The 25,540-nt window shown below is 51.9% G+C and carries 20 protein-coding genes and 1 pseudogene; 15 read left to right on the top strand and 6 right to left on the bottom strand.

Features of this window, described 5'->3' with window-relative positions; genetic code table 11:
- Positions 1-49: 49 nt before the first annotated feature.
- The 10 genes from J3P82_RS13275 to J3P82_RS13230 all read left to right on the top strand — a co-directional run bounded on the left by J3P82_RS13275 (position 50) and on the right by J3P82_RS13230 (position 15,114).
- On the top strand, positions 50-943 hold the full coding sequence (locus J3P82_RS13275) for a LysR family transcriptional regulator (protein WP_434557247.1): 894 nt from the start codon (positions 50-52) through the stop codon (positions 941-943).
- A gap of 1,150 nt (positions 944-2,093) precedes the next feature.
- Complete coding sequence (locus tag J3P82_RS13270; protein ID WP_434557246.1) at positions 2,094-3,902, top strand: transposase; 1,809 nt, start codon at positions 2,094-2,096, stop codon at positions 3,900-3,902.
- Positions 3,899-4,810, top strand: coding sequence for a TniB family NTP-binding protein (locus J3P82_RS13265; protein WP_434557245.1), 912 nt, complete (start codon positions 3,899-3,901; stop codon positions 4,808-4,810). The genes J3P82_RS13270 and J3P82_RS13265 overlap by 4 nt, the downstream gene beginning before the upstream one ends.
- A 37-nt stretch (positions 4,811-4,847) precedes the next feature.
- Positions 4,848-5,504: a hypothetical protein gene (locus tag J3P82_RS13260; RefSeq protein WP_434557244.1), complete on the top strand. Its 657-nt coding sequence runs from the start codon at positions 4,848-4,850 to the stop codon at positions 5,502-5,504.
- A gap of 1,004 nt (positions 5,505-6,508) precedes the next feature.
- The gene (locus J3P82_RS13255) at positions 6,509-6,919 is read left to right on the top strand and encodes a hypothetical protein (protein ID WP_434557243.1); all 411 of its coding nucleotides are present in this window, start codon (positions 6,509-6,511) and stop codon (positions 6,917-6,919) included.
- Between the two features lie 560 nt (positions 6,920-7,479).
- A complete protein-coding gene (locus J3P82_RS13250) occupies positions 7,480-8,532 on the top strand; it encodes a hypothetical protein (protein WP_146476376.1) in 1,053 nt (350 codons plus the stop codon).
- Positions 8,501-9,973 carry a hypothetical protein gene (locus J3P82_RS13245; protein ID WP_434557242.1) on the top strand — a complete coding sequence of 491 codons (1,473 nt, stop codon included), beginning with the start codon at positions 8,501-8,503 and terminating at the stop codon, positions 9,971-9,973. Before J3P82_RS13250 ends, J3P82_RS13245 begins: the two co-directional genes overlap by 32 nt.
- 398 nt (positions 9,974-10,371) lie before the next feature.
- Complete coding sequence (locus J3P82_RS13240; protein WP_434557241.1) at positions 10,372-11,280, top strand: hypothetical protein; 909 nt, start codon at positions 10,372-10,374, stop codon at positions 11,278-11,280.
- 211 nt (positions 11,281-11,491) lie between these two features.
- Complete coding sequence (locus J3P82_RS13235) at positions 11,492-13,447, top strand: ATP-dependent nuclease (protein WP_434557240.1); 1,956 nt, start codon at positions 11,492-11,494, stop codon at positions 13,445-13,447.
- A complete protein-coding gene (locus J3P82_RS13230; protein WP_434557239.1) occupies positions 13,444-15,114 on the top strand; it encodes a UvrD-helicase domain-containing protein in 1,671 nt (556 codons plus the stop codon). The genes J3P82_RS13235 and J3P82_RS13230 overlap by 4 nt, the downstream gene beginning before the upstream one ends.
- Before the next feature lie 44 nt (positions 15,115-15,158).
- Here J3P82_RS13230 and J3P82_RS13225 read toward each other — a convergent pair whose 3' ends face one another.
- Together J3P82_RS13225 and J3P82_RS13220 are read right to left on the bottom strand one after the other, a co-directional pair.
- Positions 15,159-15,767: a hypothetical protein gene (locus J3P82_RS13225; RefSeq protein ID WP_434557238.1), complete on the bottom strand. Its 609-nt coding sequence runs from the start codon at positions 15,765-15,767 to the stop codon at positions 15,159-15,161.
- 122 nt (positions 15,768-15,889) lie between these two features.
- Positions 15,890-16,137, bottom strand: a pseudogene (locus tag J3P82_RS13220) (DDE-type integrase/transposase/recombinase); the annotation flags it as partial.
- Positions 16,138-16,465: 328 nt separating this feature from the next.
- Here J3P82_RS13220 and J3P82_RS13215 point away from each other — a divergent pair.
- Positions 16,466-17,131 (top strand): hypothetical protein, encoded by a 666-nt coding sequence (locus J3P82_RS13215; protein ID WP_434557237.1) that lies wholly within the window; start codon positions 16,466-16,468, stop codon positions 17,129-17,131.
- Positions 17,132-17,869: 738 nt separating this feature from the next.
- Here the strand turns inward: J3P82_RS13215 and J3P82_RS13210 are convergent.
- The 3 genes from J3P82_RS13210 to J3P82_RS13200 form a co-directional block, all read right to left on the bottom strand.
- Positions 17,870-18,514, bottom strand: a complete 645-nt coding sequence (locus tag J3P82_RS13210) for a hypothetical protein (RefSeq protein ID WP_434557236.1) — start codon at positions 18,512-18,514, stop codon at positions 17,870-17,872.
- 641 nt (positions 18,515-19,155) lie between these two features.
- Positions 19,156-19,662, bottom strand: coding sequence for a DUF6338 family protein (locus J3P82_RS13205; protein WP_434557235.1), 507 nt, complete (start codon positions 19,660-19,662; stop codon positions 19,156-19,158).
- A gap of 268 nt (positions 19,663-19,930) precedes the next feature.
- Complete coding sequence (locus tag J3P82_RS13200) at positions 19,931-20,566, bottom strand: helix-turn-helix domain-containing protein (RefSeq protein ID WP_434557234.1); 636 nt, start codon at positions 20,564-20,566, stop codon at positions 19,931-19,933.
- 204 nt (positions 20,567-20,770) lie between these two features.
- Between J3P82_RS13200 and J3P82_RS13195 the strand changes: the two genes are divergently transcribed.
- From J3P82_RS13195 to J3P82_RS13185, 3 genes are all read left to right on the top strand, one after another.
- Complete coding sequence (locus J3P82_RS13195; RefSeq protein WP_434557233.1) at positions 20,771-21,052, top strand: hypothetical protein; 282 nt, start codon at positions 20,771-20,773, stop codon at positions 21,050-21,052.
- 164 nt (positions 21,053-21,216) lie between these two features.
- Positions 21,217-21,714 (top strand): hypothetical protein, encoded by a 498-nt coding sequence (locus J3P82_RS13190; RefSeq protein WP_434557232.1) that lies wholly within the window; start codon positions 21,217-21,219, stop codon positions 21,712-21,714.
- A 684-nt stretch (positions 21,715-22,398) separates the two neighbouring features.
- Entirely contained in the window at positions 22,399-22,857 is a 459-nt protein-coding gene (locus J3P82_RS13185; protein ID WP_434557231.1) for a hypothetical protein, read from the top strand.
- 87 nt (positions 22,858-22,944) lie between these two features.
- Here the strand turns inward: J3P82_RS13185 and J3P82_RS13180 are convergent, their stop codons facing one another.
- A complete protein-coding gene (locus J3P82_RS13180; RefSeq protein WP_434557230.1) occupies positions 22,945-23,913 on the bottom strand; it encodes a toll/interleukin-1 receptor domain-containing protein in 969 nt (322 codons plus the stop codon).
- Between the two features lie 823 nt (positions 23,914-24,736).
- Here J3P82_RS13180 and J3P82_RS13175 point away from each other — a divergent pair.
- Positions 24,737-25,528 carry a hypothetical protein gene (locus J3P82_RS13175; RefSeq protein ID WP_434557229.1) on the top strand — a complete coding sequence of 264 codons (792 nt, stop codon included), beginning with the start codon at positions 24,737-24,739 and terminating at the stop codon, positions 25,526-25,528.
- Positions 25,529-25,540 lie beyond the last annotated feature (12 nt).

Raw genomic sequence — 25,540 nt, 5'->3', positions numbered from 1 at the left:
CAGGCGGTAGATAGCATTTCTGGCAAAGACCTTTGCCTTCGGAGCACAAATGGACTTCAACGGTAGATCAGGTGAAATGGCGATTTTCGCCATGGTGGCGCAGGAGGGCAGCTTGTCGGCCGCCGCCCGAGCATTGGGCCTGACACCTTCGGCGGTCAGTCGGATCATTGCGCGTACCGAACATCGTCTTGGCACCCGCTTGCTGTTGCGTACCACGCGAGCGATCACTTTCACCGCCGAGGGCGAAGCTTACCTACGCGGCGCCCGGCGTATCCTGGCCGACATGGCCGAGGTCGAAGACGCCATCGCCGACCAAGGCGTGCCAAGGGGCCGTCTGCGGGTCAGTGCAGCCCTCGGCCATGGGCGACAGGCAATCGTTCCCTTGGTGGCCGCATTCAGCGCGCGCTACCCGAACATCGTCGTCGACCTTACCCTCGGCGACGAAGTGGTCGACATTCTTGGCGGCCAGGCCGACGTGGCGGTGCGGTTCGGCTATCTGCCCGACAGCCCGCTGACCGCGCGCAGGATCGGCGACATCGGCCAGGTGGTGGTAGCGTCGCCCGAGTATCTAGAGCGCCATGGCACCCCCTTGGAACCGGAAGACCTGCTGCGGCACAACTGTTTGCGCTTCAATTTTCGTCGCGCCGAACCGAACTGGCCGTTCACCCGCGACGGCAAAGAATTCTCCCTGAAGGTCAGCGGCAACATCGAATGCAGCAGTGGAGAGGCGCTGGCGCAATTCGCACGGGTAGGCGCCGGCATCGCGCGTATCGGCGAATTCAGCGTGGCCGAGGATCTGCGGCGCGGCGATTTGGTGCAGCTACTCGATGGCTGGAATCCCGGAGATCGTGAGCCGATCCATGCCGTCTTTGTAGGAGGCGCAGCAATGCCTGCGCGGGTGCGGGTGTTTGTAGATTTTCTGCTGGAGCATCATCGGATGTGAGCGGTAGCCCAGTGTTGTAAGTAGAGGCACATGGAAGGGGTAGTCTGGATGAGGCAGGTGTGAGCTTTATCAGTTAAGTGGAAAATCATATCCCTATGATCTGGTTGAGGTTTTTGCAGGGACGAAGACGTAGACCGGAAGAATGAATTCTTTTTTCCGCTCAAAGGCTGCAGCGCGTCTTTTTTCCGGTCAATGGCTTCACCACGAGTCTGCAAGGCCCCACAGTGAATGCACGTCATCGACTGGTTTCGCTCACACCTCCACAACCCTTCCATCGCTGCTGTAAGCGGGGCTTCAGCACGTATCAAACTCGTCTTCTTGGCTGGCAAACACGCATCCCAAGCTTTAGTGGTAGATATGCGTATGCAGATGACCGTCTTTTGGAAGCTCGTCTTCACGGTCTGAATCTGATGAAGAGTTTTTCGACCTCGAAGGTAAAACTGTCATCTTCTGAGAGCGCCGAAACAAGGCCCTACAGTAGTTAAGAAACTAAGGTTCTTGCTTTCTGAGTTTATGAGTCCCTACTAGCTAGTGAGGTGCCAACGGCACGCCAGATAGGAAACCATTAATAAATGGCTCTAGAAAACTAAATCGCCTCAGTCAATTCAATTCGACCATTGAAATCGTGCAAATATGCTTGGCACGAGCTCAGCTACTGTGCGTCAAGGCGCCCGCAGAGTCTATTTCTTTGACGTTGGCAGGTAGAAATGTTTGTAAGCTTATAGCGAGTTCTAGCTCACTCGAAAATCCGAATTAGTTGTTTATTGGTGATTTTCAATTTATGCATAAATAGTCAGGCGCAGTGTAACTTATTGATTTTCAAGTGGTAAGGTTTTGCTGCGAAACTCAGCGGATATTTTCACGGCTTGAAGCAATATATTAGATATTCGAAGTGTCAACTTTCTGACTGGTGGCGGTGTTAAAAATTAGTTGATGTTCTCGACATGGTGAGCTAGCGTGTTGCCAATGCGAAGTCACTAGGCCTCCTTTGCGAAAGCAATTAATGATCTCAGTGATTACTTAGAGTCTTGGCAGTTAAAGAGAACAAGTGAATTAATCTGGCGTCAGCTATGAGGTATCTATGAATTAATAAGGGCTACTCACATAACTTGCTGCCAAAATCTTCATGTCTCTAGTATGGTGAGTGTTAATGACGAAGGACTCTGGCACCTCAATTACAATTCACACATCACGACCAGTTAGGGCCAAGGTTCCTCCTTTAAGGATTCCAAGGCCTTGGAAGCCCGCCAATCCAACTGTGATGCGTGAGGCTGTGCCATATCAATCATTGAATGTAAGTGACGCTGAGCTGCGGCTCGCCCGGAAACGGGATACCATTTTTCAGCAGCTAAAACAAAACATGATTGATCAGCCCAAGGCGATGGAACTTCTCGAACTTAAAAAGAGCCAGTTTTACAAGCTGTACAATAAATTCCTAGCGTCCGAAAGCTATCTTGAGCTGGCAAGGAAGAAGCGAGGAACCAAACCCGGACGCGAAACACTTACGGAAGGGCAGCGCGCCGCCTTGGAAATGGCGTATCAAGAATACTATCGAGGGCCGAGCGCGTCCTCGGCGAAGGTTTGGAAGGAATCGCAAGGTTTATGTCCTGACAATGAACGTACCCCCAGTAAGTATCAAGCTAGAAGGTTTGTGGCGGCTAAGCCGGAGAAAGAGAAGTACTATCGTAAACATAGCAAGGAAAAAGGTGATAACAAGTATCTTATTAAGTCTGGGAAAAAGGTTATGGAGCGGGTGCTTCAGCAAGTGCAAATGGATCACACCTCCGTAGATATTCTGCTTGTGGATGAATTTGATTCGAGCGTAATAGTTGGGCGTCCCTGGCTGACAATTTTAATGTGTTCCTTAACAAGGGTCATACTCGGACTGTATTTAAGCCTGCAGGCGCCTGGGTTGAGAACAGTTGCAAATGCTTTGAGTTTCGCAATTCTTGATAAGACGAAATCTTTGGAGCTATACGCTCCTGGCATTAATTCTTATCCCTTTCACGGCATCCCCTTTCAGATTTACACAGATAATGCTGCGGAGTTCACAAGTCCTCGCTTCATTGCAACATGCAAGCGCTGGGGGATGGACTGGGATCATCGCCCTGTTGACAAGAAATGGTACGGAGGGCTGATAGAAAGAGTGATTGGCACCTTCATGACCTCGGTGCATTTTTTACCGGGCACCACTGGAAGTAATGTGATTCAGAGGCAGGGGCTAACTCCTGAGCACGATGCAAAATATAATGTAATTGAGTGCGCAAAGTTTTTACTGGACGAGGCAATACTTTATAACGGAACTGTTCGTCAGGCGCTCGGATGCACGCCACGTCAAGCGTGGGATCACTATGACTCTCTGGGACTGCTGGATCGAGATAGGGTCATCCGCCCTGAGGATCATGATCGTTTTCTGATTGATTTTCTCTCACCTTCTTATGGTCACGTCATCCATCCCTACGGAATTAACTTTGCGGGAAGAAGATATGGTCGATACGAGCTTGAGCCCTACATTGGATATCGAGACGTTGAGATTAGGTATCAGCCATATGATCTCGGGTCGATATGGGTATTGATTGAAGGGCAGTTTATGCATGTCGCGTGTAGTTTTACACGCGATAGGCTCTCTAACAACTGGGAGTCCTACAGCAATCACCGAGGGCTGTCTCGCGCTCGCCTTGTTGGCCACAACGTTCCAAGTGGAATGCTCGACGATGAGTATGCACTCGAAGCCCAAGAGCGCCAGCGACTCTTGGCGCAGCAGGTAAAAGCTAAACCAAAACAGGCTCTGCCACTGCCTGATGACGCCGGTGCTAAAGACGTCACCGCGCAAGGAGAGCGACTGCCTAACCCTCCTGCACCTCAGCCTGTAATCGGTACGCCACGTGTCATCACTAACAGCGGAGGTGTCGCAAATACCTTCGAGCCAAAAATCATTGTAGATAGGTTCAAGCTATGAATTCACATCCTACTTTTGACTATTCCCACGTTCTGGAGGCGCATCGCCACAAGCTTGAGTTACCTGTGGAGGAGCGAATTAAGATTTGCAGACATGATTTTTGGATCGATAACCCGAAGTTTGCGCCAGTGTTTGAGTGTCTAAGTCACATGCTTTACACGGCTCACCAAATTCAGGCATCTTGCATTTTTATTTATGGGAATGGGGGGGATGGCAAAACAGCCGCTTGGCATCACCTGAAATATCTCAGCTCCAATTCCGATAAAAAAATGGTCTTTATCGAATTAACTGAGAATACAAGTCGCTTTAAGCTGCATGATCGGCTTTGTCAGGCTTTCGGAATTGATATAAGTCGCCGAAGTACTGCCGACAAAGAGGAGCTTATTTTAAAATACATCGCTGAGAATGGAATACGCGCAATCGTTATTGATGAGCTGAATGATGCGCTGCTGCAGCCTTACGCTCAAAAGCGGACGCTCCTTTCCTTAATGCGTAATCTTGCCGGTACGTTGAAGCTGTGTGTGATCGCGTTTGGGAATACTGAAGCATGCAGTATTCTCACGCTTGATCGAATCATAGACAGGCGCTTTGTGCAATATTATGTGAAGGACTGGGAAATGGGACAGGATTTTGTAGATTTTCTCGCGACCTATGAAGCGCATTTGCCCTTAAAAATAAAATCTAATACTTCATGTCCGGAGATCAACGCGCTGATCCTTTCTGAGTCGTACGGCATCATGGATAACGTTGTTAAAATCATGAAGTGCTTGGCAATGGAGGCAATCGATTCCGGCGCTGAGCGGATTAGTGTAGGGCAATTCCCCCGCCTTCGTGAAACCGCAATGAGATTTGGCTTCAATCTACACACTCCTAAGACTAAACGTGAAGATGTCCATGCAAAAGCATAAAATGACCCGGTGCCAGCAAGCGGCATATGAAACTATCATGAATAGTTTCGTTTCTGCTGACCCAGTGATTACTATTGTCAATGCATATCCAGGGGCGGGGCTTTCTACTTTGATGGAGAATATCTTGAGGGCCCATAGTAAATGTATTTTAAATTTGGCGGCGCGCCCCGCACTCACCGGCATGAATTTGCTGGAGACCTTCTACTATGAGCTTGGGTTGGGGGCAGAAGGAATATACCATGGTGCTCCCATCCCTTCATATGTCACCGAACTGGTTAGCATTCAGTCTATATCGGTGATTACAATTGATGATCTCGACGATTTTGCTCTCACTGTTTCGATGAAAAAAACAACTGTTAGTCATTTGAGCAAAATGGCCGTGGCGCTACCTAGTATTAGCTTCTTGATGTCGCAAAGTCCGTTAAGGGGAAAGGCCGAGTGTGTTATTCACCAGCGCGAAATTACAGGTAGTCAAAGTCGTACTGAGAGCATTTTGCAAAGTTTCGAATGCAAGCAGCAATACATGGACTATTTCGAGGATTTCGTCGAGGATATTGGACTGAGTGCTGTTACGAACTCAGTGCTGTCCGATCTCTATGCGAGGACAGAGGGTAATCTCGCATCTACAATTTTGAATTTATGCCATCCGCTTTTAAGGGCGCAATGGTTCGTCGGGTCTTCTAAAGATGAGTAACCCTAATGAACCGCTACCAAATGAGCTTTTTTCGTCTTGGTTACATCGGCAGGGCGCCATTCCAAGGATCGGAAAGCTCGCACTGAGGGAGGTAACAGATATTTATCAGCGCTGTATGCAACAGGGAGACTTCGATCCCGATTTTGATCCGGGGAGCGAGTTCACACGAACTTGCCTTGAACGCATCGGAATGTCACAGGTCGACTTCCAATGTTTTGATACGACGAGTTCGTGGCTGATACCTCGATACTACCGAGGAGCCTTCTGCTACCAATGCTTTTGTGAACACATCACGAATTTTCGGCTGCCAACAATGCTAATGGAGTGGTGTTACGTTTATCACACGGTTTGCCCTCATCACTCAGCTCCCATACTCGATACTCCTGGGAGATATAACTACAAACTCAACATGGCTTTAAAGCTGTTTGGGCATTATCACTCCAATCCGAATATTGTTTCAAAGGAACCGTTAGGGTTGGAGTCAGGAGTACTGTCAGCGTTGCTGGCAATACAGTCTCTGATGTCGAAATTGGAGCCAAACTTCCAGGCAGGAGGAAATTTCCATCAGTGGCGGCTGATACAATTAATTATCCGAGTGTTGCTCTATCCAAGGCACGGAGTAATAACTTCTCTGTTTCCCAAGCAGCCGGTTAGCACTGACTCTCAACAGTTCAGGTATAATCTCAATCTCGGGCCTTTAATCAGCCAGGTGATTCGTAGACGGCTTGCTGTGCTCCTCACAGGTCTGCTCTTAGATTATGTCGACCATGCAGATCGATCTGCAGCTGAGCGGTATTTGGGGTCTTATGATCAGCGCCACCACTTCTTTGACAATATGTATGGGCTGGGAAGGGCAGCAAATATCTTTACTCCTGAACGAGGACGGCAGCTCCTAAGCCAGTTATTGGAGCTCGCGAAAGATATTGAGAGCCCTTATCTGAGGGACTTCGTCGCAGGATTTGGTGGCGGGCGTGGATAGCAAACGATCGGAGGGGGAGTTGAAAATGCATTTTGTAATCCAAGTCAAATTCTCTTTGGCAGTGACAATGACTGAGGAAGGCGAGTTTTTTGGCGAGCAAGCAAAGGTCGGAATGCTTGTCTCATTGCCGTCACGGAGGATCATAACGTGGTTCCACGTAGCGAAGTGTCCGGCAGTATTGCCCAGCATGATTTTCCCTGGACTGCTGGCGTCCGGCCTGAAAAAGACGACAGGGTTTAACTCCAAAAAAAAATCTGAAACCCAGAAGCACGAGGATGTGGTAGACGTCTTCCTGGATATTTTTTACGACTTTCCGGTTGCAGCATATGGCAGTCGCTCTACCGTGCGTGAGATCCCGAAACGTAATTTTGATTCGTTAATGCGTAGAGCGGTTGCACGTTACAACCGGCAGGTCGAAAGCTTACTCAGCGAATGACTGCAGTGAACACATCATCTTGCGAAACGGCGACTTCGCTATCCGATTGGGATCTGCGTTGACATTGTAAGTTATTTTATAGAAATCCTTTTAAATTCAGTTGTATAGATTAATTTTTACTTCCCACTAAACCCTTCACAAACGTGTCAACGTTGACATTTTCGGTAGTCAGAAGGTCAGATTTTCCCCGACGAACGGTACGTGCTGAGATGGTTTTTTGTAAGCGCAGAAGCGCAGACGCCTCAGCTCAATCATTTTCACGTAGCCTCAGTTGCTCCTGAAGTTGAGCTCCTGGAAGGCGTCCGCATTTCTCTCCGCCTGTTTGCCCCTCAGCTTGTTCATTCCCCATCTAGGCAGGGAGTGACACGCAATTCATGATACTGGCTGCTTGCCAGCCTTTACGTATATGCTCCGATCACTGCATCTCTACCAATCCTACGTTTTCGGGGATGGAGTCGGCCTCTGCAAGGCTGCAACGGATGCGGCACTGCCGCCTCTAAATCTGCTGAGGCGAGCCACTTCTCCTACCGTATAGGAGGGAGCTATGAAATGGAGACTGCATGAGTTTTTTTTCGGACGAAGAAATAGATTCCCTCAAGATCGCCCGCATGATCCTGCACGTGGTGGGTACCAAGAACTTCGAGGCACTGCCGGAGCGCGCCTTGGAGGAGGAAGCATTCTTTATCGGTAAAGTTGTGGATATGGCTGCTGCGCCAGTGTTCATGTTCAAGGCTGTCTCCACGACGCGGAATGAAATTGAGGCGATTGCAACCGGGGCCACGCCGTTTGTCATAGGTGCTCAGAGCCTGGCTGCTAGCTTCAATCGGGCGCATGTCGTCGGTAGTGCTGACGGGGTTTTGTTGATGTTCGAGCTGTCGGTCAAAGACCCCAGTGTGAAGATCTATAGCTTGATCAAGTACGACTATAAGCTGGCCCTAGAGCAAAACGATGGAGCTCCAGGCAATAAGCTGCGCCGAATCGTGAACGCCTTGGTAGACGAAAAGAAAGCTATCCAGAAGACGGCGCTCGTCCGTGTGGTTAATGGTGTTGCAGACAAGAATGTTTCGGCCACTGATCGTACGAAGCATGGCGTAGATCTGGCAGATTACTTCACCGACTTTCTGTCGGTGACTAGGGATGTCTCCGACACGGAGTTGAGCGAGCTTACCCGTAAAGTGCTCAAAGGGGCGCTCCAAGCCTGTATCGAACACCTTCCTGGCAAAAATGTGGCCAAGGCCCTGAAGAAAGCACAAGCGAACCTCGGCACTCGTACTCTGATCGATGAAGATGCGATCGTGGAGGCAGTTATGCTAGCTGCTGGTCACCCAGAAGATGACAAGGTAGCTGGTCGCCTTGAGAAGGAGACTCGCACGCGCATTAAAAAAAGCAAGTTGCATGAGCTCAGCTTCAAGCCCGATCGTAAGATCCTCCGGCAGCCCTACATGCGCAGGATTGTTACGACCGAAGGCGTCACCATCCTGTTCCCCGACAGGGCGGAGAACCCGAACGTAAAGGTGGTGGAGCTGGAAGGGGGAAAGGTGCAAATCATCGTGGATACAGACAGAGTCACGGAGGACAGCGTTGTCACACCAAAAGCTGGCCAACCTACTTAACGACCTATCGCGTGAAGGTCAGGCGCTGATCACTGAGGGAAATGCAACCCTCATCGTGTCTAACCTGTCTGCTGATGCTGCTAGGTCAATCGTTCAAGTAGCCTCTGCCGCTTGGTCGGTCACCACGTATGACAGCGCCGGTGGCGAAACCGAGGTTGAGGAGGGGGATGAGGCTTTCGGGCCGTTTCGCGCTGAGCTCTTGAAACCGCTTCCGGAGGAGCATGATCAGACTGCGGTTTTGTACGTGGCCACAGAGGCGGGATTCAGAGCTTTCCTCGAAAAGGGTCATTCGGCATCACGATGGCACGTCCTTGGCCTGCTGGAATCCTTCAACACCCGTGCTCGAACGTATGCCGACTGGGGTGTTGAAGTGCTCTACGTGGAGTCTCAAGCAACGAAGTCGCCCCGGCTTTTGGTGAAAGAGTCAGCCGACGTCCGCACCGTGCCCGAGGATGTTCGCCACTGGTTGCTCGCTGATAGCCATGAGCTCGATGAAGCTGATCCGTTGCATATTGTCTGGGCAGCTCAGGCCTTTGACGCCCTAAGCCGGTGTTTCGCGAACGAGATTGATGCGACCGGGAGCAAGCTCAGTTTCAGAGGGCCACCTAAGCTAAACCTCACACTCCCGAAAGCGATCAATGACGCCCCGCAGATCACGCTGAACGACTTCAAGGTCGTACAGGATGCTGCGGTTTGGGTGTACGAAAATGCGCGTGAAGCCGAAGTGAAGCATATCCTGCTGTCTGCTGAGATTGCTCGATCGGGTAGGGCGGATGGAGAGGCGCTTCAGTATTTCAGAGAGAACCTTGCTGCTGCGCTGGATTGCGGCAAGATTGCTTATCAGATGGCGGTCTCTGAGATCACCAAGGACACCCTCAAATCTTTAGGAGACCTCCGCAAGGCCGTCACTGAAGAAACTTCCAAAGCGACAGATGCGACCCGTCAGGCGATCGCAGCGATTTCGACAGCGCTGACTGTGGGCTTGGGCTTGATCGCTGCGCGACTAACTCTCCAGATCAACCCATACCTTATTTCACTCGTGATGGCGGTTGCATTCGGCTACACGACGTTGAACGTGATGTCGGGTCGTAAATTCATAAACATTCAGCGGCAGTTACGCCAGGACTGGCAATCGAAACTGTATCGTTTCCTCTCGGAATCCGAATACAAAAAGATGGTCGGCGATCCTATTGAACAGGCCGAGAGCTTCTTTTACAGGATCAGTTGCCAAGGTCTCCTGATGCTCGGCGCTGCAGCGATAGGTATTGCAGTCTTTGCCTTCCTTTACGCCCCGCCTCCATTGGCATCACCGGTAGCAACTGTGGCGCCCCATATTTCAGCACCCGTACCTACAAACCCGCCAGCAACAATTCGCGAGCCGATATCCCAGCCTAAGCTAATGCCAGAACATTCAGCTCCGACGAATCCAACTGAAAAATAAGGAGCCACTATTCGAACGTTGGCCGAGAGATTTTTGCTGTGGCCACAGTGAAAAGCGAGGCGTGAGTGATGGAGTGGCGAGGTTTCTGGTGCGATAGGTTTTGCGAGGTTTTCTGGCTTTCTTGAAATTGACACACCCTTTTTGTTCAGATCGATATCGCGTCCGCACATCGGGATGAACCTTCGCTAGTTTTTATTTTTGCGACAATAGGCCAGCCAGAGTGCATCGCTTTGGATAACGGAGTTTGTTAAGTCCGGGAGCACGTGCGGAAGGATTGGGGTGACCAATGTGAAGTTTGAGCATGATAGAGACGCTACTGGGCCAACAGCTCAGCCACTTCAGTTCTGCTGGCAGTATGCTACCCTTGGCTTCTCTCACGGATGGCGAGGACGAAAGTAATGGTCACAGGCAAGTCAATCAATAGCGTCAACAGAATCATCGCGCACTCGCATGGTGCTCGCGAGATGCTATTTGTGATTGAGCGAGACAAAATCGATCAAGACGTTCAGACGCGACTGGCGATTGCTCACCTCGAAAAAGACGGTGATTCGATCCTTCCTGCGGTGATTGGAAAAATCAGCGAATTCAATGCTCGCGGCAAAGAGATTAAACGGCGAGATCTCCCGCTAATCAAAAAATCAGTGCCGCAATACCGGAGCTGGAAAGACTGGCATGGTCAAGAGCACAGCGGTGTGCAGATTCGAACAATGGATGTATATCCCATCGACTTTGTTCGCCCGCCCATGGAGCACCTTTTTCTAAGCGTCATCGATGGGAAGGAGTACATCGTGACTCGCCGGGTGGAAGTCAATGAGCCGCCCGCAGTGCTTGTTCACCTGGCAAACCTCATGCTCGAATTTTTCCACGAATTTGAGATCTTCGACGTTGAGCGTCAGCGCATAGCGAAGGTGCAGGCACGTCAGTTGCAGTGGGATTTGCTCCCCCCTGGTAAATACCCTTGGAAGAGCGCTGAAGCCATCGTAAGACCCTATCTGGCCGGTCTGCGGGCGTCAGAGCAGGGAGTGATCGAACACAGGATCAGAGAGATCACTCGGTTCGAGCCTGATTTTTTCGCGACGGGCCGAGGGGGATATCAAGGCTACTTCGTCTTTGGTTTTTCCAAGCGTGGGATTTATCTCCTTGAGAGCTCACATTTGGATAACGCCACCTATAAGTTTGGTGAGGATTGGGAGGTTCTATCGACACTGACCAAGGACGAGATCATTAATGGCGATCACGACCATCAACGTTTCATCCACGATAAAACCTGGGGGCGCAAGATCCGCCAGATGCTCGCATACGCTTAACGGCAGACGACCTTTTGTCATGTCCTACAAAGAATAAGCCCCCGAGCCGTCGTAATAGCCTCGGGGCCATTGGCTGCTGTATGTGCTCAATCGCGTCGGTACTGGTCGCGCGATCGCGCCAGAAATGTACCGCTGGATTGATTGAGCTTCTGATTGGGATTGGGGCGTGTTCCCTCCCGTACCGCTGACCTCACATGGAAAGGATTCTACTTTGAAGCTTCAGTTCGTTCGCATCTGTGGTTTTCAGTCGTTTGGTGCGGAACCAGTCACCGTTGATTTGGCCGACCTCACATTTCTGATTGGGCCCAACGGCTCCGGCAAGACAGCGACTCTCCAAGCGCTTTGTCGCCTCTTTTCGTTTGACCCCAATCAGCGGCGATTGCGTAGATCGGATTTCTTCGTCCCGCATGATGAGACGCAGGCGCCAGATCAGCGAGCGCTATGGATCGAGGCCGAGTTCACCTTTCCCGAACTCAGCGACGACGAGAACGAACACCCGACGATTCCAATGCACTTTGGGCACATGCGCCTCGATACCCCGGATGGTGTGCCTCGGGTCAGATACCGCTTGAATGCGACCATTGGCATTGACGATGAAATCGAGCAGAGCCTCGTGTACGTCTTGGACGTGGATGAAGATGACGCTCCCGTCGACACCGCCCCGGTGCCCAGGGACGAGCGAAACTTCATCCAGGTTCACTACCTTCCGGCTCGCCGAGATCCTGCTGACCACATCGCCTATGGCGCGAACGCCTTGCTCGGACGTCTGCTGCGAGCCGTGAACTGGTCGGAGCAGCGTGAGACGATCCAGCAGCTCACCACAGATATCTCCCAGAGCCTGACTCAAAATGAATCGGTGCTCAGCCTCAGCGCCGGCCTGACCAAGACTTGGAAAGAGCTCCACAAGGGCCAGTTTTTCACGCAGCCGAGCGTGACCTTCATGGCCAACGAGATCGAATCGCTGCTGCGGCATCTTTCGGTGTCCTTCTCCCCAGGTCATGGCGAGCAACTGGTCGATTTCTCACGGCTGAGTGATGGCCAAAAATCGATGCTGTATCTCTCGCTGGTTTTGTCGTCCCAGGCTGTCGGGCGAGCGGTGCTGCATGGCAATGACGACTCCTTTGACGCTGAGAAGCTGCGTCCTGCGGTATTCACCATCGTTGCCCTGGAAGAGCCAGAGAACAGCCTGTCGCCTCATTACCTGGGGCGAATCGTGTCATCCCTCAAAGGGTTGGTTGGCGACTCCAAATTCGCCGATGCCCAGGCTCTGATTGCGACTCATGCACCTTCGATGCTTCGGCGCATAGACCCTTCGGCCATCAGGTACCTGAGGTTGGACGAGTCGCGCTGCACGGTGGTGACGAAGATTCGGATGCCACCCAATAAGAAGGGTGAGGCCTACAAGTTTGTGAGGGAAGCCGTTCAGGCCTATCCAGAGGTCTATTTTTCCCGTCTGGTTATCTTGGGGGAGGGCGACAGTGAGGAGATAGTCCTGCCCCGGCTGCTCGCAGCGAAGAATCTGTTAGTCGACGAAGCAGCCATTACCATCGCGCCGCTGGGTGGTCGCCATATCAATCATTTCTGGAGGCTGCTCAGTGGCCTCAAGATCCCTTACGTCACGTTGTTGGATCTGGATGTAGCACGCTTTGGTGGGGGGTGGGGGCGTATCAAATACGTCGCGACGGAGATGAAAAAGCATCGGCCAGGTGATCTGTATCTGACAGACGATCAGCTCAAAAATTTACCCGTATGGAATCATCCGACCCATGGAATCTTGAAGGTTGAGAAGGATCCGCAATATAAATCCTACGTTGCCGAATTAGAGCCCTTGGGCGTATTTTTTTCCGCGCCGATGGATCTGGATTTTTCGATGCTCAGGGCTTATCCGCTTGCCTATGGTATGGCTCCTGAAGACCTAGTTGTTCCGAAGCAGGGGCAAACCAAGTCCGTGCTGGGCGATAGTCATCACGATCGTTTCCAATATTCATTGATCGAGCGAAAGCACTTTGTGGCCTACCACAAGCGCTTCAAGCTCGACAGCAAGCCAAAGTCGCATATCGAAGCGCTTTCCAACCTGACAAATGATCAGTTGATAGCCAAGATGCCTGCGTCCCTAAATCGTCTGGCGGACTTCGTCATCGCCAAGATCGAAGGGCTTTCGGAATGATTTCCCCCGAGGCTTGGAAGCCCTCGGAAGGCATCGTTTTGGAGCCGAATGCGGAGGTAGCGGTCAGGGAGGTCAAACGGTGCGTGGCGTTGACTGCAGGCCCGGGCGCCGGTAAGTCTGAGCTGCTTGCCCAGCGTGCTGACTTTCTGCTGACCACGGGGGCATGCCGTTACCCGAATAGAATATTGGCCATTGCCTTCAAGGTGGATGCGAGCAATAACCTCAAGGAAAGGGTTTGGAGGCGATGCGGGGCCGACTACGCCAGTCGGTTCGACAGCTATACGTTCCATGGCTTCGCCAAGCGGATTATCGAGCGATTTCGCCCTGTTCTCACCGGCGACGATGCGTTAGACGCGGGTTTTCGAGTAGTACCCAAAGGGAAGGCACACCCTGTCCAGATCGAGTTCGGACTTCTGATCCCTCTGGCCCTGAAGATCCTGGACGCTTATCCGATGGCGGTGAATGCCATCAGGCAGACCTACAGTGATGTGTTCCTTGATGAGTTTCAGGACTGCACGGACGAGCAGTACGCGCTGGTCAGCAAGATTTTTGGTGGTACGGCGCGCCGGGTCACTGCGGTCGGTGATGTAAAGCAGAAGATCATGGGCTGGGCCGGCGCGCTTGACGGCGTATTCGGAAAGTTTGAAGCGGATTTTGCAGCCACCCATCTCAACATTTACCGTAATTTTCGCTCGCAACCTCAGCTTCTCAGGCTGCAGAACGACCTCATAAAAGTCCTCGATCCCGGCTCTGAAATGCCCGCAGAGCTTTTGGGTGGTGAGGGCGGTGAGATCCTGCTTCAGTCTTTCAAGGACTGCACCGACGAGGCCTTCAGTCTTGCCGATCAGATCAACATCTGGATCAACGTCGAGGGTGTGGCACCCTCCGAAATTGCGGTGTTGGTCAGGAGTTATCCTGAGGCCTACACCATCCGATTGACCTCTGCGCTTGATGGGCTTGGTATCGCCTATCGCAACGAAAATCAAATGCAGGACATCACCACCGAGCCCATTGCCTTGGTCGTCGTGGACTTCCTGCTGTGCCTTTATGGTTCGCGGGAGCCGAAAGCCTGGACGCGGTTGTTGAGGCGGATCATTCCAGCCGATGACGACGACCACGGAGGCTCCGTGCGAAACGATTGGAACAGGTTCATCAAGGAAGCACGCAAGACTGCTGCCGAGGATCTCGCCGCAAAAAACTACGCCCAGAGGTGGACGCTACTAAAAGAGTTTCTGTCCATGGTGGGTGTGAGCCTGCTGACCGGCCTTTCCCATGATTACGAGTCGCGTGATCGTTTGAAGGAGATCATCCGTGATCTTAAGAAGCATATTGATGCTGCACTAGACCAGGAGCCTGACCTGCTCAAGGCCCTTGCCCAGCTGTCTGATGACCAGTCAATCCGCATCCTGACCGTTCACAAGAGCAAGGGCCTTGAGTTTGATTCGGTCATATTGCTAGGTCTGGAGAAAGAGGCCTATTGGGGCAGTGACACCCATGAAGTTCGATGCACTTTCTTCGTGGGTATTTCCCGCGCCAAGAGGCGTCTTGTGGTCACAACGGCTAAGACAAGAGACAAGCTTGCCGACGTAAGCAGTTGGAAAACCGTGCGTAGGCCACATGAAGAGTTTCTTGGCTACGTTGAGAAATGGCAAGCACCTGCGTGGTGACTGCGAATTACACACGAGAGATGGAGCCCCCAGTTCCAACGTCTTCAAGTGAAAAATATGACCCGTTGCGAGAGCCCACTCTGGATCAGATACTCATCTCCTACAAGTTGCGGATGATAGCTCGGGTGCCCCGGAAAGTCGGCAGGGTGTCCTGCAACCGCTCGACCTTTGAGATCAGGCATGTCTAGCAAGGTGCCGAGCGTTGTTAGCAGTGTGAAATCCAATACTTCATAAGTGGGCAACGTAAGCCAGGCATGTAGATTAATATGTGCGAGTGGCTGCTTGTTCCTAGCCAACCGTTTTAGTTCCGCCACCTCCGTGTGAAAGATAGCCCCTTTTCCGTCTTCTTGCACATATCCCAGTGTGTAGAACAAAGGAACACCAAGCAGTTCTTGGAGAGGCTCCTGCAGGCTAATTGTGACCTGGAAGCACTTCTGGGAGAAGTCCTCATAGCCACAGCCGTCTAGCTCAGAAATCCAACACTCTTGAATCAGGGGCATCACATCTTCGGTCAGGAGCCGTCCCGGCAGAGCCGTAAAGGCTGGTGGGTTTAGCTTCCATTTCTTTGTGCGAAGTAGGCTGGCATTAAATTCCTGCTCGTAGCCAGTTGCTTGGGTGGTTTTTTGCCAAAATAATCTGGAGAGAAATGTCACGTGAAATCCTTTGCGGTATATGCAATAGCCGATAGTCATATACTCTGTAACCGATCGGCGTTCTAGTGCTTTATGTGGTACGTACTGCGTTTCCTACTTCCGTGAGTGGCACGGTCTTAGAGCTTCAAGCTGTGAGACACACGCTCCATCGGCGCATTGTTCCAACAGTTGCCACGACGGCTCATGCTTTGGCGTATACGGTAACGCCAGAGACGTTGGCGAAACCGATGGCTGTCATATTGCGACCCTTGATCCGAGTGGAACAGCAGCCCTTTAGGCTGCCACGCTATTCGTAAGCCATGCCCAATGTCTTGATAACCAGATCCCCACTCGACTTGTTCGACAGCGCCAAGCCTTCCACTCGGCGCGCCACGATACTGCGGCTATGGACTCTGCCTTTGTCGGTGTCAGCTGCACGAATCGAGCTTCGGCTCTAGATAGATCTACTGGCGCAGACCGTACCAATCCAACCACGGACAAGCCCCAGCTCAGGCCGAGGAAAAATTTAGGGTCGTGTCCGATCCGAGAATAGTTGACCACGACAATGAGAAGCAGGTCGCTGAAAATAGTTGAAGTAGTGGCTATTTGCCCTTAGTATTCCTAGATCTAGGAGGGTCTTTGCTGGTGACTTTTAGTCAAAGAGCTCAAAGCGTTGCTGGAACGGAATAATCTGAATCGTCGAGCAGTTAAGAATTAATATGGCTAGTGATATCTGGAGTCTGATACTCAATGTTGTGGCATCATTCATTTATGCAGGAATTATGTCTCTCTGGGGGGGCAGAAGGAGGCGGTCTATCCAGAAACCTATCTCAAGCCAGAATGCAACGACAGTTGAGGCAATTGAACCAATCGCGCCTGCTGGAGTTATGGAGACAGACCGACGATTGAATAATCGTCAAAAGGCTGATGAAGCAGCCTACAAATTCGTTTTCTATCTAGTGACATTTGGAATGCTCTACCTGTCAATTTCTACTCCGCCAGTATTTAAGGCGCTATTTTCGAGTAAAGATATTTTCCTAAGCAGCGCCCGCCTTATTGGAGAGTATCTACCTGAGATTCCTGTTGCTAAAACTAATCTCCAGCTTGCTTTTTTTCTGATTTCAGCACTGCTCTATGTTCCTTTGCTTCTTGTCTCTGAGTTTTTAGCTGAATTGATCGCGCCGCTGGTCGATTCCTTCAAAGAGGTGACGGATCGCATTTTTGTAGCCATAACAATGCTAGTGTCAGTTTTGCTCTGTATTCCAGTGGCAGCGTTTTCTGTCTGGTTGTTTTTTGACAAAACCTATGCGGACTCTCTTTTGAGTGTTTTGTTTTTTGCGGCGCTCCCATTCATTTTTCAACAGGCGCAATCAGGGCGTCGCTAAACGTGCCTATTTTGGGACGTTAGTGATTAGACTGAATGGATGTATTTTCAATTCACTGGAAGCTAAATTCGACATTGCCAGCAGACCACAACGAAGTACTGCACCGATCTCAATTCACATTTGATGCTATAGGCTGGACTACCGACATTTCGGCGCTGCTAAGAGCCCTTGCGGATGCTCCTGCTTGGCCGGAGCGTCTGCAGGATAGACTGAAACGTCACGCGGGTTGGCTCATCGATACGCTTTCATGGATTCCAGAAGACAAGAATTCTGTGACCTTCGTTGAGAACTTCGCGCTAACCGAATGCCTGTTCGAGGCAGCGTTGGAAAGCCTAAGGCGTAGCGATGATGACCTCCATACCAAGTCCAGCAGACTCTTGTTAGGGTGGGGGAAAAAGGTGGTAGGCACGAAACCGGGTGGGAGATTCTGGAGTCTGTTGTGAAAGGGCTGACAGTTTTGGCACTCGTCGATGAAGCCGAGGGCAGTTTGATCGAACTAAAGGTCGAGCTCTGCGCGATGCTCGCCAGCGAGGGAGCTCCTTCTCAAGAAATACGTCAACGAGTGGCTGGTCGCTTAACCGAACCCGCTCATAGTCTCCGAGGCGATTACGGATTTCGTTCCATCGATCGTGTTCTGGGTCAGAAAGCGCCGAATCGCGTGCGTGAGTTGCTCTTGAGGTAGCGCAAGTTTTAGCCGGTGAGCCGCTGCCGACGGAGCTATAAAAGGTTAGACAAGTTTCAGTCCAGCACTTGGCTAACGACCGTCTGCGCGTGCTTCATCACCCGGCTGGACACGTTGAATAGGTCGAAAGCTGTCACTTGGTGCTTTTCGCCCAAGTCAAAAATTTCGTCCAGCTTGTGCTCCTTGCCCGTACCCGGATCTGGATACCGGCCTGCCCAGCTAACGAAGTGGCTAAGTCCCAGCAGAATGGCTTTGTCTTTTTTTGAGAGGTCAGGCAGGGACGAGGCCAGGTCATCAAGGCGATGATGCATGGTCTTCTTGCCCATCTGGGTGTAACCCTCAATCCCGTTCTCGACGATGATCATTGCCTTGAGACTGACTTCGAGGCTGTAGCCAATAAGCATCATGGCAATTGCGCAATATTGACTCTCACAGACCGCGCGGACGGACAACGGCATCTCTGCAAAGCTTTGCTCCTTTAGAAGCACCGCTGACGCCGCCTCAGACATAGCATGCGCTTGAGTCATCCAGAGCACTGGGTTCTTCAACTGTTCGCTCAACGGCGTAACGGACGGATCGATAGGGTAGCCGGCGTATAAACTCGCGGTCTCCCATTTCATCGCACCGAGCGCACTATGTGCAAAAGGGTCTTGAGCAAAGTTTTCTCGTCCCGGAGGGAGCAAGTTACGTAGTTTGGCCATGCCTCAGAGACGTCCTTTGAGTTTAGATTGGCTTGTAGAGACTCTGGTGGTGAGGTTTGTCCCCACCGCCAGCGCTCTTTTTTGCCCGACGCAGTCTTGAATGGGAGGGCAAAAACATTGCTAGGGCATTGCCGACGCTAAATTCAAAGTAAATTTATCCGTGCCGGGTCGTCGATGCATACCTACATGTTCCCGAAATTTGTCATGCCATACTGAGTCAGATTGTAGGGTTCAAATCGGACACTTCCAGGAACTGGTGGCGCTTTTAGGCTGTAGCCACACCCCGAGCTAGCTCCGGCCGGGGGGGGGCGACTGGACTTACTTTCCCTCAATCCATGGGTGGAAAATTTACAGCTGATCTTGAGTCAAAAAAACCGCCTTCAACGCCCCCTGGGCGGAGTAGGGGGATTAGAAGGGTTGTCGCCTTGGCTGGTCGGCTGGTACCCAGCGCCTGGCTCGGGGCGATTGAGCGGCACATGTTCAATGGGCTGATACCCCTTTTTCAAGAGTTCAGGCTGATAACCATTACCAATGATCTGTCCCTTTTCGCTCATGCAATCACCCTCGGTATTGTCGGAACTCGATGTGCGCTATCTCTGAACCGCTGACCAGTACACCTGCGCTGCATTCTACAGCACGAGTCAGGCGCCATCCTCCACTATCCATTCTTCTTCAAGGTAAATCTGCTCTGGGGCTGGGGCGCTTGATGCGAACGATCGTACACCGTACAGCCCGCCAATTGTACCGCCTCCCTTGAGATGGACTATCACCCAGTAGGTCTTGCGCTGCTGAAATATGAAATCCCAAGGTTTGGCGGTGGGATGAGGCGCATTCTTTTGGAACACCTCCCATGACCTCATCCACCGCCACATCAACGCCCAGATGACAGGGCCCACTAACAGAACCAAGACGTAGAACAACCCATAAAGGAACGGGTGTGCAGCGCGCAGCGCGCTTTCTTCCACTGCGAAAATCAACCATAGGAACAGCGCGTAGTTGATGCAACTGTATGCGATGGCATCGACTATCTGGTCTGCCGCATTGCGTATCACCCCCGGCTGGAAGAGCTGATAACACTTTATGCTGATGAAGCCTGGAATGACGAATGCGATAAACAGGATCAGCTTATCGGCTGCCCAGATGTCCATGTTTTCCCCAGTAGCCAGTGTAATAGCACAAGAGTGTGCCATCAAATTGCCCATAGTAGTTTAGATCATATCCAGTCACCCGTCCTGTCCTGAACCGGACATGTGTCCTGCGGCTTTACGTTTGAATTCAGCAGAAAAAGAAAGGCATCGTCTGTCGTCAAACACTTCTACCTAGTGAGCATTCTCGCCTAAACGGGCATCCAGTTTCATTAGGCCACTACAACATACTGGCATGTCCTAGCGTGCTGCAAGCTTCTCTCTGAGTCGGTCAGTTTTCAGTGGGTACCGACCGTTCCCAAAGAAACCCCACGGTTGATCGACTTATCCCGAGCCGCCTGGCGGTCTCAGCCTTGCTCAAGCCAATCTCTTTGCACTCCAGCACATTTTTCAGCTTGATCAGATTCACTGGTCGAGCGGCAGGCCGCTTCACTAGGTCAAATCCAGCAAGATGCGCGGCGATGTCAGCGTCGCTGACGCGTTCTTGGAGGGTCTCTAATTCCTCGGCGGCTTTTGCGAGCAAAGTAAAAGAGGAGGTCTTGTTATGAGTCGAGAGAATTAGTGCCATGAAAGCCAAAGGGCTCATGCCAAGAGCCTCGGCAAGCTCTACGAATTTATCAATAGTGGGGCTGCTTTCGGCGTTTTCGATTTTGCTCAGGTATGTGCGCGATGCTGCATGGGCAAGGTTTTCCTGAGTAAAGCCTAGATTCCCTCGAACCGCTCGAACGACCGCTGCCAGTGCTGGCTTCAACAAGATGATGTCCTCAAAAGAGAGGATGTAGCCATGTTGCTGTGTACAGTTACACGTCATATGATGTATAAAACTGTACGACTTGCCGTTGGTGATCTCGCTTGCACTGGCCGGCGCACCAATCAGCGGCGTGGTACGACACGGCTGGCTCAGCATGCGCAGCCCTGGGTATGGTTTTGCGTACGCAGCGTGACTGCGGTTGGAGGATCACTCAATTCCCCCAATTATTTACTAAATCGCGCCGCGTACTGGGAGCCTACTGGGAGATGGGGCGGCGTAGTCGCTCCTCGTTCGTAATAGTTTCACCAATTGTCGAGAATCAAGCAGATGTTCAATTGTGATTGTGCGCGAGACCGCCAGATGGCTGAGGAACACCAGGGCGCTTTACAAGGCTTGCCTCCAGAAGTCGTTCGGGCTCAGCACGTCGACTGGTCGGTCGGTGTCGACGCATTCCTTTTCGGCGCCGCGAGAGTGGGGGAGCGCTATGTCGCGCTTGTCTACAGCGACCAATCGGGAGTGTCGGAAAACGGTATGACCATCGCGACACCTCCCGTGCGGTGCATCGCCGAGAAGGACGGCTTCAAGCTGGTTCGCAGTGTCGGAGGAGATCACTACGTGATCACAAGCGAGCACGATTGCTGAAGCCTAAAGGCCCCGACTGTTTTCAGCCCGGTCGGGAGGCGAAAAGGGCAATAACCCCAACTTCGTTTTCAAACATGTACCGCATGAACGATGCCATCAGGAAGCGTTTGATGGGTATTCAGATAGCCGCGTCTGCCGAAAACCAATGCGCTTAAGGATGAAAAATGGCTGACCTCGAAAAAATAACCGTAACGATCAAAAATTATGACATCCAAGCGCAAGGCGATCTTGACGCTCTTTACAGTCGAGTGCGACTTGAAGATGAAAAAGGAGAGACATTCTATTTCAAACAGGTGGTCGTTCCGAAATACCTGAAAATTCACGGTGCGATGGCGACCGAGACTCCACGAACCTGGTATTTCAAAAGAATCTCCAAAAAGACCATTGTGGTGCTGGCTTTTGAAAACAAAGCTGGAAAAGTTGAATACGATCTTGATGACATCCGATTGATCGCTAGATCTACAATATTGAAAGGTGTTGTGTTCTCGCTCGGCTCAATCCCAGCGGCCATTATTGCAGCTACGGCCACATTTGGGCTTGGGTTAGTGATTATGCCTATGGGCCTCTGGTACGGCTACAGGAACATTTTCAAGCTTCCAGCGATGCTGAGTCGCAAGACACTCCTTAACGATTTTGCGCAGCACGGAATCAAAGTTCGTTAATTTCCGCGAATGTTGTTTGGATATGCGTTTCGGCTGCGGTAGTCGAGAGGCCGCTAACTTATGAAGCTGACCTCCCTGTCTCCCGTCCGACCTTCGCTTGTGTGGCGTAGCCTGGGCTTGCAATCCATGGATAAGTCTAACAGACAACTGCGCAGCACCAACTCAACTAACCATGAGTGCTTACGTGCTCTCAGGGCGTCGTAATGAGTGATATCTGGTTACGAGAACGAAAACGAAGGAAGGCGCTACGGCAGCTCGCTGAACTGGTACCAGGCGATCAAAGCGCACGATCAATTCTGGAACGATTGGATGAGCTTGAACGACTTGATCATGAAGTTCCATTGAGCGCCTGCCATCTTGACCACGCTGAACTGGTTCGGCTGCCTAGGGAGGCTCATCCCGTAGGTTGCTGGATTATTCGGGACGCGGATATACCAGAACCTTGGAGATCCCGCTTCGCGGTGGCTCTGGGGCCAGCAGGTCGCGTGGAGGCAGGATTCTACTGGCATGATTGGACTGATTTTCTAGAGGCTTGGGAGCGCGACGACGCGCACGTGGAACAACATCGATTGGCACTCGATGACGAGTAACAGCAATTTCCCGAATGTCCACGATGTTGCTCCAGTGGCTCAGAGTGGCCTCTTGAGCGTGGAAAGCAGGGAATTGGTCAGCGGGAGGAGAATGATGGAGCAGCACGTAAAAACGCTGGGCCGTGACAACCTATCAGAACTCGAATCTGTTGAACGACTAGTGACGTCAATTGGCCCAGAAGCATTTGAGGCGGACGTCCGACGTCTATCGAATCTGCACAAGGTCGATACCGCGTCAGCTATCCAATCGATCAGCCGCCTCACCCATCCCTCCCTAATCGGGATGAGCGAGACACCCTTCCAAATTTTTCAACGGCTGTCTGACGACCTCGTGTTACGAGCGCCATCGTTGCTTCAGCGCCCAAGTTATCGATACAGAAATGGTGATAACACAGCAGTTCCTTTTGAGCTCTGGTTGAGCATCGTTCGGCATGCCCGAGAGCATTTTGACCCAGCAGGGTTGGATGCGGATTTTTTGGTCGCAAGGATGCGGGAGGGACGTTCGAGCAAGGAGGCCTTCGATGCCCTTATTGCTTCGAAGCGTCCCAAGTGATGGCAGACATTGACTCCAGGCGATAAGCACCCGATACGCGTCTCGCCTCCACTCCATCACTAAGTCTCTGTGGTTGATCAGGAAAGGTTATCTCTCGCGTTGCAATGGCGTGATGACGATTCCCCAGAGCGCCTCCGCAGCACCTTCTTGAGACAGCTTCTGGTCGTGTCCGGAAAAGCGAGACATGCCCACAGTTTTCAAGTACAGGGTCTGATCATCAGCGTTTACCGAAAGTGACTCGTTGTAGCTGTTGCCCGCGAACGAATCGCCTTGGCTGTAGTAAATCCCGGCACCCAGCTGACCTCCTGTAAACACCGTTCCCCTAGCAACGTCCCGTCCGTCCTTGTAGATGACCGCAGAAAAGCGATTGGCGTCGATTCGACGATACACACCTTCATAGCCAGGATTACGAGCTTGAAGCTCTTGCAGGGAGTTCTCGAAGTAGCGAGCGATGTATTCAAAGGTGTCCAGCAAGAATTGATCTTTGTCCCGCTGGGTGAAGCTCTTGGCAACTCTAAGGTTACTCGACCGGGGGCCAGTGGCCGATAGCGGGGAGGGCGGCTGTGGAATAGCTGGCGCCGAGCGCGCGATTTGCGATGCAGGAATGGTCACATCCTTGCGGCATCGCTCTGCAGCTTTGCGTACTGCCTGCGCTACTTGCAGGAAAGCTACATCGCGGTCAGGCCAAAGGGTGACGGGTTTACCATCCTCAGGCGTGGCCAGCAGCTTACCGAACGGAGCATGATGCCAATCACACGCGCGCAAAATCACAGGGATGACGATCGCTTCCTTCGAGGCGTGGCGCTCCATGGCGCGAGTCATCTCGATGTTGTAGCAATAATCAGAGGAGATGAAGTCAGGACTGACCAGGAGAAGGATGATTTCGTCGCTGTTGATATGGTTGTCTATGGCTGCATCGATTTCTTGACCAGGGCCGATCCTGCGGTCATGCCAAGTGTCGATAACGCCCTGGCGCTTGAGCATCGATAGCTGCTTTTCCAGCTGATCACGAAGCGCCTCATCGGCATGGCAGTATGAAAAAAATACGCTTGGCAAGATCAGCGCTCCATGGATTGGTGACGGCTTAGATCTTAGGGGCTGTCCGATGCCGAAGTACAGGCCTTAGCTTCACGGGCGCGCAGGATGCGGAGGACGCAATGAGGCATTAGCTTTCCTCCCACCTTGGCCCGAGTTGATAGTGCCGTGGCCCGAGCGTACGCAGTCGAGAATCTGTAATGAGCGGGCATGATGTAATCAGTGCTCACACGTGGCTATTTTGGGCAGGGAGGTGGCAAATAGCAATTACCCTGTCGTCATCCTATGTCGCGCTTGTCTCACGTCTAGAAACGACATTCGCAACTTAGGATCCAAGTCGGGCTGTGTCGGCACGAATCGCCAAACTTTCGAATGACCTGCCTGCGTCAACGTACTGAAGCGTCGACTTCATGTCCTTCCAACCTACGTGGTTCATCAGCCTTTTGATCTCCCATCCATTGGCGGCGCCGGGGTCGTGAAGCCTCGCCTCATTGAGTGCCTGCTGCAGCTACGCTGGCAATCCCGCTTCTTTGGAATGCAGCGCAGTACGGATATCAAGCTATGCGGCTGCATGGCTGTGCGTGAAAGATTCTGTGCTTGGCCGTACGTCAGAGTTCATTGGGGCAGGGCGTCGCTGGCCAAAAGCGAAGGACGGCGCTGAAGGCAGCTGGGTGGTCGATTTTGGAACTCACGACCTAGATAGAGCTCATCGTCGTAGCCCTAGAGGTTAGGCCAGGACACGCCTACTCGCTTCGTAGCGCTACGAACACCTCACATAGCTGTGATAATACCTCGCCGCGGAGTCGTGAGATCATCAAACCATTTTGCCCTGGAGTTTAGACTGATGAAAATGACTGCAGGCACGCTGTCTGAATACCTTGATGCAACAACAGAGGTTTCCCAAGGGCATGCGGCTGCTCCGCCTGAATTGATGCGGCTCGTGCATGAAATGGACGCTGTGTTTCATCGTGAGTTTTTCAACCGCCCCTTGGAGTTGACGCCGGTCGCAGCCTTGCTTGCGATTAATGCATATACAGCTCTCCTCGGTGCCATACGCGAGGCCCTGTCAGGTCATGTGGTACTGGTTTTCCCCGTAGCCCGTGCCGCTCTTGAGTCAGCTTGCTATGCATTTTTGGTCAGTCAGGATGAGACAAGGGCGGATATATGGCTCAATCGCCATCGGAGCACTGACGACCTTAAAGCCTGCAGGAATGTCTTCGTTGTCGATAAGGCAATCAAGATTTTGCAGCCCTTTCAGCCTGTGATGGCGGAGTACGTCAGAGGCATGTACGACGCTTCAATTGATTATGGAGCTCACCCGAACCCGTTGTCGGTGCTGAGCCATATAGAGGCGACCGGGCCCGAGGGAAACGACGAGTTCGGGTTTTCGCTCACCGGCGTACAAAGCTGTAACAGCTGGCATGTAAATCGTGAGCTTTTGGTTTGCGTGGAAACAGGTCAAGCCGTTGCTTTCTTGATCGCCGCCTCTGTTGCTGACCACCCTTTTCTGAATGAGCGGGCGCAAGATTTCGAGGATTGGATGGCGAGTAAAAATCAGATGGCCGAATCGTTCAATGGAGCCCCCATCAAGCATGTCGGGCCGATGTACGCATCCGTTCGGCCCCCGGCCTCTTAGGGCGACCTACTC

Origin of the sequence: Pseudomonas sp. Z4-20 (assembly GCF_051131955.1) — a bacterium.
GTDB classification, from domain to species: Bacteria; Pseudomonadota; Gammaproteobacteria; order Pseudomonadales; family Pseudomonadaceae; genus Aquipseudomonas; species Aquipseudomonas marvdashtae.
This window is presented reverse-complemented; position numbering and strand designations above follow the sequence as displayed.